This is a genomic window from Yersinia bercovieri ATCC 43970, assembly GCF_013282745.1.
Lineage (GTDB): Bacteria > Pseudomonadota > Gammaproteobacteria > Enterobacterales > Enterobacteriaceae > Yersinia > Yersinia bercovieri.
This window is the reverse complement of record NZ_CP054044.1, coordinates 2,292,805-2,305,095: the sequence shown is the minus strand read 5'-3', so window position 1 is coordinate 2,305,095 and position 12,291 is coordinate 2,292,805. Positions and strand designations below refer to the sequence as shown.

The following is a 12,291-nucleotide window of genomic DNA, read 5'->3' as shown; positions in this document are numbered from 1 at the left end:
TCTAAACGAGCTGTTATCCGCAGGTCCATTGCTAAACCTTTCTACTGTGATACCGGGGGTTTATCCCCTTCCGTTATCGGCTGACAAGGCAACAGTAGATTCGTCAGTACTGCTGGAGTCAGTATCTTCGGAAGTGTCACGCTACATTGCGCCTTCCCATTCCAGTGCACTGACATGGTTTCACCGGCTTTGATCCCACTGAGATAAGTAGAACCATCGTCATTAACTATGCCGGTCTCTTGCTGATTTTCATTTAATACCGTGGCACCGAATGGCGGTGCTGAACCATCAGCCATGCGCAACATGGCCATCGCTTTCTCACCAGCAATCACATTAAAGCGGCGATAACCGATAGCGCCTTCAGTCAGTGTGACTTGCGCTACCGTGCCTCGGGCTTCCACGTTATCCGACAAGTTATCGATATCAATACTCGCTCGGTTGCGGTGATAACTGTTCACATCACTGACGATGGCTTTACCAAAGCGGTTGGTACGTACGGTTGAGCCATAGCCCTGAACCGGAACATCCTCCACACCTTGAGTATCAAGTAGCAGTCGCGTGCCGCCCATGACATTTGCCCGATGCAGTGCCGCACCTTCAGCCGTGACGGTAGCGCCCCCCTGAATACCTAAACCGACGGAGGAGTACTGCCCTGCCTGATAGCTGGCGTTGGCGTTAATATCTGCGCTATTGCCAATATGGTTATAGTTACCACTCACCAATGCGCCGCTACGTGCTACGCCGGTATTAATCTGGTAGTTGTTGTGAGCATCCGGACGATTGGCGTATCCGACTCGATGCGTATTTTCACCACTACTGACTGACGCGCTATAACTCAAGGTTGCGTTGTTGCCAAATGGCATAGATAAGGACAAGTACATGCCGTCATCATTGCTGTCGTTATACCGGTTACGGAAAGCAGACAGTGACAGACTGACATTCTTGAATTTACCCACGTCAAAATAGCGAGCTAATGAGAGGTTATAGCGGTCATTCGCCGAACGATCCCAGTAGGTCTGATGGCTATAGTTCAGATAAGCACTTAACCCCAGATCACGGAACTGCTGGTTGAAGCTGATGGTATACATCTCTTTATTGCCGCCAACTCTGTCGCCGCGATATCGCGCATCGAGATACTCGGTCATGCTCATAAAGTTACGTTCAGAGAAGCGGTAGCCGGCAAACGTCACCTGGCTGCCCGTTTCCTGGAAGTTTTTCGAATAGTTGACTCGGTAAGAGCCACCACTCAAGGTGCCTTGATCCGGCAAGTTGGCCCACGATTGAGTCATATCAACCGATACAGCACCAAACTCCATCAGATCACGCCCCACCCCCATGGATGCGGCTTGATATTCATTTTCACCGCTGATCCCACCACCAAACAGTGACCAACCGTTATTGATCCCCCAAGAGAACTCCCCGGTGGCAAATGCTGGCCCTTCAGCCCGATGCCCAATATTCGAGGGCTTACCGGCGGCAACTCTATAGCGCACCATGCCGGGGCGAGTCAGGTAAGGAATACTGGCGGTATTGACCTGGAATTGCTGGACTTGGCCATCAAGCTCCTCCACCCGCACATCCAACGCCCCAGAAACAAAACTGTTCAGGTTCTGAATACGGAATGGGCCAGCGGCGACCAACGTTTCACTCAACACACGTCCTTGTTGACTGACAATGACCCGCGCATTGGTACGAGCAACACCCATAATTTCAGGTGCATAACCGCGTAAGTTCGGCGGTAACATGTTGTCATCAGTGACCAGACTGGCACCGCTAAAGCGGAAGCTGTCAAAAATCCCTGAGTTGAGAAAATCCTCACCCAGCGTCAACTTGGCACCCAAACTCGGTATCGCACGGTAGGCGTAATAACGACTCCAATCCCATTGGCGTTCAGTGGGTGAACCGGAAGCCTGCTCGATACGCGTCTGCCAATCAGCACGGAACCGCCAGGCACCAACGTTGGCCCCAGTAGTACCGTTACCGCTCAAACTGTTGTTATTGGTATTATTCGTCTGCTGACGGTTCAATTGCCCCAACAGGTTATAGTCGAAAAGCACCCCAGGAATCCCCTCTTCCCAACGAGAAGGCGGGTCCCAATCTGGCTCGCTGTACTCCAACCAAGCTTGCGGCACACTCAGGTAGAGTGATGAGGTCGCCAGATCACCTTGCACAGTCAAACCGGGCAAGCTGCTGATATCCAGACACTCGCCATTGCGCCACCAGGTCAGCTTATGGAGGTTCTCTTCTTTCAGCGCCAGCAACTCAACCAACTCGGGTGATAAACACGCCTCACTAATTTTTGGATCTTTCTCAGAGGCGTAGAACACCACAGGCTGCTCGTTGAGCTCCTGCTTATTCATATGAACTAATAAGTTATAACTCCCAGGCATGATATAACCACGCTGGGAGAATTGGCTCAGATCGATATTGGCGCGATCCTTGGTATCCAACACATCGGTATTAAACTGAATATCATCGCTGGCTGACACGCCATAGGCATTGCCACTTAACGCAACTGCAATCAAAATGCGTAATAAACCGCTACGGGCAATACCGTGGGTGATGGAACGAGCGGATACCATGGGATATGTCACCTTACTCATTGAAATCAGTAATAATCCAATTTGAAACGAACACTGGAGTAATAGTTTCCAGCACGCAGCATCTTGCCATTGCCCACTAACCGCAGGGCATAATTGAGTCTCATATCATCAGTAGGGATAATATTAATTTCCGGTGACGGCACACCTGGAGTAGAAGCATTGCCTTTATCATCAATGATTTGCATTGCAACTCCCTCGGCTTCACCGTAAACCGCGAAATTATTGCCATCCGCCGCACCATCAAATGACACCGTAAAATGCTGCCGATTAGACTTATCGGGATCCGCATGAACTAACGTGCAATCCAGTAAGCGAATCGCAAACGGGTGCTCATTCCCCACGCCATTCTCAACCAACTGACCAATCGGCATAATCGCCATATCGATGGTCTGCTCCAGACTTCCTGGGTCTATCGCGCAAGATGTGTCAGTAATACTTCCTTCCATACTCACGTAGCCCAAATCTGTCTTCATGGGATCAGCCATTGCAGAAACACTAATCAATGACGCCATTAGTAAGGAGGGAGGCACTAGCAAAAAAAATGACCTGGACATAAATCACCTAGCTCATCCAACACGTATCTTTCTCAAGATAAAAAGACATGCGGATAAATCCGCATGTCCAATTAAAAAAGGGGTGCTTATTGGTAAGCCAACATGAAGTTAGCTACGCTTGAGAAGCTACCTGGTTTGATGGCGTCAGAAGCAGTGCTGCCCTGCAGGTAAGCAGAGAAAGCCAAGGTGTTGTTGCCAGTGATCAGAGTCTGTTCAGCAGTTGCATCACCCAGAGTAACAACAGAGCCAGTACCATCAACGATGGCAATACCAGCGCCTTCAGCCAGACCAACGATACCCAGCAGGCCAGGGACTGCAGCTGATTCTGCACCGCTAAAAGTAGTGGTTACTGTTTTCAGAGTAGTGGTATCGCAGTTTTCCAGTTTGATGTCGAAATCATGGGAAGAAGAACGACCACCATTCTGCAGAGCTACGTTAGAGATCTGACCCATTTCAACAGTCTGAGAATCAGAACCTGCTGCGATTGAGCATGGCGCATCAATGATAGAACCATTGAAAGTCACAGTACCTTGACCTTGATCTGCTGCGTTAGCTACAGAAGCAAAACCTAATACCAAAGCTGCTGCCAAGATCGTTTTATTCAGTTTCATTACGTAATTCCTTTATACACAATTTAAGTTTTGCAAGTTCACCTACCTTAATAGACTCAAGGTAAATACCGCATCGAAGTAGTTGAAACATAAGAACTCATACATCTTATTTTCGTTAAAATACGAAGAAATAAGTCGCAGACAACAGAGAGCTATAGATTCAACATGCAGACATTGAAAGACGCCTGCATTTTAAAAAAACCTTTAAATAACGTTTAAGACCTTTTTGTTCGACGCAGATAATACAAATATAGATGCTCACTTCATAGGTAATTAATTCAAAAAATCAAAATTCAGAGTGTTTAACTTAATTAATTACACTTACCAATTAATCTCGATAAGATTGATCGATAAACACCACACCTTCGATACTTACCACTATCAAAAATGACATGTCGACACATTAGATCGCTAAAAGTCATTTTTTCGAAATTAACGATTGCTTATTCCATAAGTCAAATTATAATCGACATTAAATCCTCAAGACCTTAATTCCAAAAGCAGAAAAAGCTTAGCATCGATAAAACCCAGACTTAATAACAGCTTAAAACTCAAAAAAACACTTGGATCTAAAGCCATGAAAATCACCACAACACATTGAAATACATGAATAAAAAATAGCAAAATCAAAACTTTATTTTATTGAAGAATAAAGGTGGATTGTTTTCTTATACCTTTGAGAATGGTATTTATTTGGTGCTAAAATCCGGATTAATTATTAATTTTCGCACTCTGATTTATGGCCGTTAAATAAAAATTACAAAAACAATATAAAATAAATAAGACGAGACCTTAATGCCTGTAAGAACTATCCTTTAAATTTGTAGGAAAATACCTACCCGCACGTAGGAAATACAAATAAAGAATAGAGAATGTAAGAAATAAAAAACAAGACATCCTTAATAAAGATATTGCATGAGGAAAAATCAATGAAACCTAAGAATCAACGTAAAGAAGAAGTCATGGAAATCTTGGCAGAAACATGTCATGTATTGAAAGAACAATTTAATGAGTCTGTACCACCCGTGGATAGTTGGCCAAAAACCCGAGAGTTGGCTGATAAAGCACAATTAGATATTTATACCGCAAGATTGGTATTAATGAAGTTGGTTGATGAGAACAGAGCCAAGATGTCAGAAACAAAAGTGCTGAATTCATTACGCTGGTTTATTGCTCAGCCCGCAGAAAAATAGAGACGGTCTCCCTAACGGGTATAGTGGCTGAGTGCGCTGATAAAACGTGAACCAATCATTGTGTCATGTTTTGTTCGATATAAAAGTAACCTATTGATAGATAATGAAACTCTGCTTACCCAAACCAATAAAAAATGCCCTCCCAGCGAAAGGGAGTCACCCTATTGTTATCGCGATCATCGCCATAACCTTTATTGCCATGATGCACTATGAGATCAATAGAGGCGGTGCCGGGCTTCATCTCCCCACCAACATTGTCATTTGGGCCATGATGGCGCTACTGACGATGGCACTCTATTGGCCACGCCAAGAAGCGGGCCATGCCCTGAACTCTCCGGGCTATCTGTGGCTACTATCCGGGGCGCTGATGATGAGTATTCCTGGACTATTTCCCGCCTCCTTGCAGCACCCAGGGGCTTGGTTACCGCGCATTTTGGGTTTGTGGGGCGGGATAATAGTGCTGTTTGGGCTATTTCGCCTGAAGCTGAACACAGGTGCGCGACAAGTGTGGTTGATGCTCATCCTCTTGTCCGCTTGGGGGCAGGCCATGCTGGCCCTACTGCAATTATTTGTTTTTACATCCAATAACTGGATGGAGTTCGATATTGCACAGCGCCCTTATGGCATCTTTCAGCAAACTAACGTGCTGGCCAGTTATCTGGCAACGGGTTATGCCATCGCCGCCTATCTGTTTATGGTCTCGGGCAGCCGAGCCGTACGCGGTGTCAGCACACTGAGCCTACTGGTTTTCCCTGGCTTATTGATGCTACTGCAATCGCGGATCGGCTGGGTCGGTGGAGTCTCAACCTTACTCTTGCTTTCGCTCTATTACTGGCGTCAGCGGCAAATCGCCTGGCTGTGGTTATCGAGCCTGATAAGCATACTGGCCGCCCTTTATCTGTTAAGCCAATTGAGTGAGAACTTGCTGCTCGCCAAAGAAGCCAGTAACCGCGAGCGCGGGTTAATCCTCAAATATACCTGGCACATGATACAGCAGCACCCCTGGCTAGGCTGGGGTTACGGTAGCTTTGAGTCTGCTTTTGCACAAACACTGGCGCAAGCCGGGCAAGTTCCGCATCACTTTATTTTCCCTTCTCACCCCCATAATGAAGTGCTGTATGGCTGGGTTGAGGGTGGCATCGTGACACTGATAGGAGTGTTGCTACTCGCTATCGGCTATGTAAAACCACTGTTGATGCAGCCCAAAGCGGTGTTCCCGTTGTGGGTACTCACTTTGCCGATCGCGTTGCATCTGATGACCGAGCTGCCTCTTTATCAATCCGCCGCCCACTGGCTGGTGCTTATTCTACTTGGCCGATTGATGATCCCGGAAAACATGTTGGTGGCAGCCACTACGCCCCTCGTGCGATGGCAGCGTGGGCTGCACTACATCGTCATTTTATCCGCACTATGTACTCTGCTATTTATGATGACGGGCTACAAAACTGGCCGGGTGCTAACAGTGGCCGAAAGAGATGGGCTAGTTGATATGCGGCCATTAAATACGCTGACAAATCCCTACATTCAATGGGAAAGGTATGAGTACAACCGCCATATCAATCTGTTACTGCAATTTAACCAGCACCAAGATCCTATGTTGCTGACGCAGTTTAGTGCATGGGCAGAACAGTACATTCAGCTACACAATGATCCGAATGTTTATCTAAGTCTCATCATGATTAACCAGTATCAGAACAATGTTGCTCAAGCCAATCGCCTGTACCAAACGGCAAAAACTCTATTCCCCGGCAACCCCGCTTTTAAATAACATTTTGAAAAATATTACGTTAGAATTTTATAGCCTCTAAATTTAGGGGCTGAACTGCATCATTGCGAGGGTTCTCGAATTTTTACCTATGTCAGTTTTCAGGCCACTGGGCTAGTATGTTGACTGGAAAAAGGACTTAACTAGAAAACATAAAACGCATGAATAATCCTGATAAACTCGATAGCCACACCCCAATGATGCAGCAGTACCTTCGACTCAAAGCCCAGCATCCGGACATACTGCTGTTCTACCGGATGGGGGATTTTTATGAGCTGTTTTACAGTGATGCGAAGCGCGCCTCACAACTGCTGGATATCTCATTGACTAAACGGGGTGCTTCCGCCGGTGAGCCGATTCCCATGGCCGGTGTCCCCTATCATTCGATTGAGCCATATCTGGCGAAACTGGTTCAGTTAGGTGAATCAGCGGCTATCTGTGAGCAAATCGGTGACCCGGCAACCAGTAAAGGGCCGGTTGAGCGTAAAGTCGTGCGGATAGTGACGCCGGGAACAGTCAGTGATGAGGCTTTACTCCAAGAGCGACAGGATAATCTGCTGGCGGCTATTTGGCAGGATGCCCGTGGATTTGGCTATGCGACCCTGGATATCAGCTCTGGCCGCTTCCGGGTTGCAGAACCTGACGATATTGAAACCATGGCCGCCGAGCTGCAACGCACCAATCCCGCCGAGCTGTTGTATCCAGAGAATTTCGAGCAGATGTCGCTGATTGAGCAGCGCCATGGCTTACGCCGCCGCCCATTGTGGGAGTTTGAGTTGGAAACCGCCAAACAGCAGCTTAATCTGCAATTCGGCACACGCGACTTAATCGGTTTTGGTGTTGAGCAAGCCCATCAGGCATTACGTGCCGCGGGCTGCCTGCTGCAATATGTCAAAGATACCCAGCGCACCTCCTTACCCCATATCCGTGGTTTAACCATGGAGCGTCAGCAAGATGGCATTGTTATGGATGCCGCCACCCGCCGTAATCTCGAACTAACCCTTAATTTATCTGGCGGGACAGAGAATACGCTGGCGGCAATTCTTGATTGCAGTGTGACCGCCATGGGTAGCCGAATGCTGAAACGCTGGCTCCATATGCCCGTGCGCGATATCAAGGTGCTAACGGATCGCCAGCAAGCCATTGGCGGCCTACAAGATATTACCGCTGAGCTGCAAACCCCGCTGCGCCAGGTGGGTGATTTAGAACGTATTTTAGCACGTCTGGCACTACGCACCGCCCGTCCACGAGATCTGGCCCGTATGCGTCATGCTTTTCAGCAATTGCCGGAGATCCATCGTTTACTGCAACCGGTCGATGTTCCTCATGTACAAAATCTGCTATCACAAGTCGGCCAATTTGATCAGTTACTCGACTTGCTGGAGCGGGCCATTGTTGAAACGCCGCCAGTATTGGTGCGCGATGGTGGCGTTATTGCACCGGGCTACAATGCCGAGCTGGATGAGTGGCGAGCATTGGCCGATGGCGCGACCGACTATCTGGATCGGCTGGAAATTCGCGAACGTGAGAAGTTGGGTCTGGATACGCTAAAAGTGGGCTTCAATGGTGTCCATGGCTACTACATTCAGGTGAGTCGCGGTCAGAGTCATCTGGTTCCCATTCATTATGTCCGCAGACAAACACTGAAGAATGCTGAGCGCTACATTATTCCTGAGCTGAAAGAGTATGAAGACAAAGTTCTGACCTCTAAAGGTAAAGCGCTGGCGATTGAAAAAGGGTTATACGAAGAGATTTTCGATCTGCTATTGCCACACCTGTCCGAATTGCAAACCAGCGCCAATGCGCTGGCTGAGTTGGATGTGCTGTCGAATCTGGCGGAAAGAGCAGAAACACTCAACTACAGTTGCCCGACCCTGAGTGATAAACCGGGGATCAAAATTATCGGTGGCCGCCATCCGGTGGTTGAGCAAGTGTTGAGCGAGCCCTTTATCTCTAACCCGCTAACGCTATCACCACAACGACGTATGCTGATCATTACTGGCCCGAATATGGGGGGTAAAAGCACCTATATGCGCCAAACAGCACTGATTGTGCTGCTGGCCCACATGGGGAGTTATGTACCTGCGGATCAGGCCACTATTGGCCCGATTGATCGCATCTTTACCCGCGTTGGTGCGGCGGACGATCTGGCATCAGGCCGCTCTACCTTCATGGTGGAAATGACAGAAACAGCCAATATCCTGCATAACGCCACCGAGCAAAGTTTGGTGTTAATGGATGAAATTGGGCGCGGCACATCAACTTATGATGGCTTATCACTGGCCTGGGCCTGCGCTGAAAATCTGGCTAGCCGCATTAAAGCAATGACGCTGTTTGCCACCCATTACTTTGAGCTAACTACCCTGCCGGAAAAAATGGAGGGCGTGGTAAATGTACACCTTGATGCATTGGAGCATGGGGAAACTATCGCTTTTATGCACAGTGTACAAGATGGCGCAGCCAGTAAAAGTTATGGTTTGGCGGTTGCAGCACTGGCCGGTGTGCCGCGAGATGTGATCAAGCGGGCACGGCAGAAGTTGAAAGAGCTGGAGTCGCTCTCCAATAGTGCCGCGGCGAGCAAAATTGATGGTTCGCAACTAACGCTGCTCAATGAAGAGACGCCACCCGCCGTTGAAGCATTAGAAGCACTAGACCCCGATTCGCTGTCACCTCGTCAGGCACTGGAGTGGATTTACCGCCTGAAAAGCATGGTATAGCGCCCATAATAAATATCCTCCGGCATAGCCGGAGGTTTTTCATATGCGCCTATAAGGCTCTCTTACCTGCCGCGCCCTAACAGGCGCATCGCGATCTGACATTTGCATCACAATTCGTTACTTACGGCCCGTAAACGGGCTACCCGGATAGGGGATCGACAACTGCTCACCCATTTTATCCTCTTCCAGTTGGTGTTTTATGTATTCTTGTATCCTGGCTGTATTTTTACCCACCGTATCAACGTAATACCCTCGACACCAAAACTCCCGGTTACGATATTTGAACTTCAAATCGCCAAACTGCTCATAAAGCATCAGGCTACTCTTTCCCTTTAGGTATCCCATAAAGCCCGACACACTCATCTTGGGTGGGATTTCCAGAAGCATATGGATGTGATCCACACAACATTCCGCTTCCAGAATATTCACGTTCTTCCATTCGCACAGCTTTCTTAAAATACTGCCAATCGCTTTGCGCTTTTCCCCGTAGAACACCTGTCTTCGGTACTTCGGCGCAAATACTATGTGATATTTACAGTTCCATCGCGTGTGCGCTAAGCTCTTTTCGTCCCTCATAGGGACCCCCTTTTGATTTCTTGTTGAACGTTTGCAGTTGCCAGACCGCAAACTGTTTTAACAAATCAAAAGGGGTTTTTATAACTGACTCAAAGCTGAAAGCTTTACGGAACCCCCAGCCTAGCTGGGGGTTTTCTGTGCACAAAAAAACGGTGAACATCAGTTCACCGTTTTTGTGTTTTATCGGAATAACGCTCTATACCCTAAAGACAATCTGAAGTATGACGGGTATCTCTATTCGCGAAACAGCGCCTCAATACTTAAACCTTGAGTTTGCAGAATTTCCCGCAGACGGCGCAAGCCTTCAACCTGAATCTGGCGGACACGTTCGCGTGTCAAACCAATCTCCCGGCCAACGTCTTCTAACGTTGCGGCTTCGTATCCTAACAGACCAAAACGACGGGCCAATACTTCGCGCTGTTTTGCATTCAATTCAAACAGCCATTTGACGATACTTTGTTTCATATCATCATCTTGCGTTGTATCTTCTGGACCGTTTTCATTCTCGTCAGAGAGAATATCCAACAAGGCTTTCTCTGAGTCGCCGCCTAAAGGCGTATCAACAGAAGTGATACGTTCGTTGAGGCGTAACATACGGCTCACGTCATCGACCGGCTTGTCGAGTTGCTCAGCAATCTCTTCAGCGCTCGGTTCATGATCCAATTTATGAGAAAGTTCTCGGGCGGTACGCAAATAAACGTTTAATTCTTTAACGATATGGATAGGTAAACGTATGGTTCGGGTTTGATTCATAATTGCCCGTTCAATCGTTTGACGAATCCACCATGTAGCATAAGTGGAGAAACGAAAACCGCGTTCAGGATCAAACTTTTCCACCGCCCGGATCAGGCCGAGGTTACCCTCCTCAATCAGATCCAGCAGCGCTAAGCCGCGATTGCTGTAACGACGAGCGATTTTCACCACCAACCGCAAGTTACTTTCAATCATACGCCGACGTGAAGGCACATCTCCGCGCAATGCACGCCGGGCAAAATAAACCTCCTCTTCTGCGGTCAGCAGTGGCGAATAACCAATCTCACCAAGGTAGAGCTGTGTTGCATCCAGCACGCGCTGGGTAACGCCTTGCGCCAACAGCTCATCTTCCGCTAACTCGCTTTCAGTAGGTTCATCTTCTACTGATGCTTTTTCATCGAAAATTTCAGTTTCCGTACTGTTTTCATCAAAATCAGCATCTTCATGCAACTCGTTAACTTTCAGCGTATTTTGGCTCATATGCTGCTCCTACCCGTGAATCCGGCGAGCAGAATACAGCGTATTCTGCCCAATCTATCGCTGCGGAAGGTAACGCAGCGGGTTTACGGATTTCCCCTTGTAACGAATTTCAAAGTGCAATCTTACTGAACTGGTTCCGGTGCTACCCATGGTGGCTATTTTTTGACCCGCCTTCACTTCTTCTTGTTCCCGGACCAGCATTGTATCGTTGTGAGCGTAGGCGCTCAGGTAATCATCATTGTGTTTGATGATGATTAGATTACCGTAACCACGCAGTGCGTTCCCAGCATACACAACCCGCCCATTTGCTGTAGCGAAGATTGGTTGCCCACGAGAACCGGCGATATCAATCCCTTTATTGCCCCCTTCGGAAGCAGAGAAGCTATCGATCGTTTTACCCTCAGTTGGCCATTTCCAGCTACTAACTGGACCCCCATTGCTGGTTGGATCACTGATGGGACTGCTTGGCGCAGTAACAGGTGCGGTTGTCGCGGCAACTGCCCCTGACGCTGGTAACATTTTACCAACATTCTGTTTACCCGAGTTTCCAGAATACGCGCTAGTTGGTTGAGAATCAACCGTTGTAGTTGTGTTCTGAATATTTGACGGCGGTTTTGCTATTCCGCCTGATGTGGCATCAGTTGCAGCTAACATTCCACCGCCAGAGCCATTACCCAACTGAATGGATTGCCCCACATTTAGGCTATATGGCTCAGCAATATTATTTTTTGCCGCCAGATCACGGAAGTCATTTCCCGTTATCCAGGCGATATAAAACAGCGTGTCGCCACGCTTAACGGTATAGGTATCACCGCTGTAACTTCCTTTGGGGATAGTGCCATAACTGCGGTTATAAACGATGCGCTCACCCGAACTGTTGGTGTCCGAGCCATTTAGCATAGTACCTGAACGATCACCACCGACACTGCTGATTGGCGCAGAGGTTGTATTATCATTGCTACAACCTACCAACCATAAACTCATAACCGTACATGCCGCGATTCGGCGTAATGTAATCATTGGGCTTCCCGTGCTCATG

General features: G+C 48.0%; 10 protein-coding genes. 3 read left to right on the top strand and 7 right to left on the bottom strand.

What is annotated here, in order from left to right; all coding sequences use genetic code 11:
- Nucleotides 1-41: 41 nt before the first annotated feature.
- The 3 genes from HRK25_RS10280 to HRK25_RS10270 form a co-directional block, all read right to left on the bottom strand.
- Nucleotides 42-2,582, bottom strand: coding sequence for an outer membrane usher protein (locus HRK25_RS10280; protein WP_005274126.1), 2,541 nt, complete (start codon nt 2,580-2,582; stop codon nt 42-44).
- 26 nt (nt 2,583-2,608) lie between these two features.
- A complete protein-coding gene (locus HRK25_RS10275; RefSeq protein ID WP_049599656.1) occupies nt 2,609-3,115 on the bottom strand; it encodes a fimbrial protein in 507 nt (168 codons plus the stop codon).
- A 128-nt stretch (nt 3,116-3,243) separates the two neighbouring features.
- A complete protein-coding gene (locus tag HRK25_RS10270; RefSeq protein ID WP_005274134.1) occupies nt 3,244-3,768 on the bottom strand; it encodes a fimbrial protein in 525 nt (174 codons plus the stop codon).
- 929 nt (nt 3,769-4,697) lie between these two features.
- On the opposite strand from HRK25_RS10270, the gene HRK25_RS10265 reads away from it, so the two are divergent.
- The 3 genes from HRK25_RS10265 to mutS all read left to right on the top strand — a co-directional run bounded on the left by HRK25_RS10265 (nt 4,698) and on the right by mutS (nt 9,443).
- Nucleotides 4,698-4,961 carry a hypothetical protein gene (locus tag HRK25_RS10265; protein ID WP_005274137.1) on the top strand — a complete coding sequence of 88 codons (264 nt, stop codon included), beginning with the start codon at nt 4,698-4,700 and terminating at the stop codon, nt 4,959-4,961.
- 103 nt (nt 4,962-5,064) lie between these two features.
- Nucleotides 5,065-6,729, top strand: coding sequence for a PglL family O-oligosaccharyltransferase (locus HRK25_RS10260; RefSeq protein WP_005274140.1), 1,665 nt, complete (start codon nt 5,065-5,067; stop codon nt 6,727-6,729).
- Between the two features lie 158 nt (nt 6,730-6,887).
- A complete protein-coding gene (gene mutS, locus HRK25_RS10255; protein ID WP_005274142.1) occupies nt 6,888-9,443 on the top strand; it encodes a DNA mismatch repair protein MutS in 2,556 nt (851 codons plus the stop codon).
- 117 nt (nt 9,444-9,560) lie between these two features.
- Here mutS and tnpA read toward each other — a convergent pair whose 3' ends face one another.
- The 4 genes from tnpA to nlpD form a co-directional block, all read right to left on the bottom strand.
- Nucleotides 9,561-10,019, bottom strand: coding sequence for an IS200/IS605-like element IS1541B family transposase (tnpA, locus tag HRK25_RS10250; RefSeq protein ID WP_032899290.1), 459 nt, complete (start codon nt 10,017-10,019; stop codon nt 9,561-9,563).
- The gene (locus HRK25_RS10245) at nt 9,976-10,179 is read right to left on the bottom strand and encodes a hypothetical protein (protein WP_173361752.1); all 204 of its coding nucleotides are present in this window, start codon (nt 10,177-10,179) and stop codon (nt 9,976-9,978) included. Before HRK25_RS10245 ends, tnpA begins: the two co-directional genes overlap by 44 nt.
- Nucleotides 10,180-10,253: 74 nt before the next feature.
- Nucleotides 10,254-11,252, bottom strand: a complete 999-nt coding sequence (gene rpoS, locus HRK25_RS10240; RefSeq protein WP_005278950.1) for an RNA polymerase sigma factor RpoS — start codon at nt 11,250-11,252, stop codon at nt 10,254-10,256.
- A gap of 54 nt (nt 11,253-11,306) precedes the next feature.
- Nucleotides 11,307-12,272 carry a murein hydrolase activator NlpD gene (gene nlpD, locus HRK25_RS10235; protein WP_032898887.1) on the bottom strand — a complete coding sequence of 322 codons (966 nt, stop codon included), beginning with the start codon at nt 12,270-12,272 and terminating at the stop codon, nt 11,307-11,309.
- Nucleotides 12,273-12,291 lie beyond the last annotated feature (19 nt).

Excerpts from the sequence above, each read along its gene's own strand:
- HRK25_RS10280 (WP_005274126.1), bottom strand. The coding sequence starts at position 2,582 with ATGGTATCCGCTCGTTCCATCACCCACGGTATTGCCCGTAGCGGTTTA.
- HRK25_RS10265 (WP_005274137.1), top strand. The coding sequence starts at position 4,698 with ATGAAACCTAAGAATCAACGTAAAGAAGAAGTCATGGAAATCTTGGCA.
- nlpD (WP_032898887.1), bottom strand. The coding sequence starts at position 12,272 with ATGATTACATTACGCCGAATCGCGGCATGTACGGTTATGAGTTTATGG.
- HRK25_RS10245 (WP_173361752.1), bottom strand. The coding sequence starts at position 10,179 with ATGTTCACCGTTTTTTTGTGCACAGAAAACCCCCAGCTAGGCTGGGGG.
- mutS (WP_005274142.1), top strand. The coding sequence starts at position 6,888 with ATGAATAATCCTGATAAACTCGATAGCCACACCCCAATGATGCAGCAG.
- HRK25_RS10275 (WP_049599656.1), bottom strand. The coding sequence starts at position 3,115 with ATGGCGTCATTGATTAGTGTTTCTGCAATGGCTGATCCCATGAAGACA.
- rpoS (WP_005278950.1), bottom strand. The coding sequence starts at position 11,252 with ATGAGCCAAAATACGCTGAAAGTTAACGAGTTGCATGAAGATGCTGAT.
- HRK25_RS10260 (WP_005274140.1), top strand. The coding sequence starts at position 5,065 with ATGAAACTCTGCTTACCCAAACCAATAAAAAATGCCCTCCCAGCGAAA.
- tnpA (WP_032899290.1), bottom strand. The coding sequence starts at position 10,019 with ATGAGGGACGAAAAGAGCTTAGCGCACACGCGATGGAACTGTAAATAT.
- HRK25_RS10270 (WP_005274134.1), bottom strand. The coding sequence starts at position 3,768 with ATGAAACTGAATAAAACGATCTTGGCAGCAGCTTTGGTATTAGGTTTT.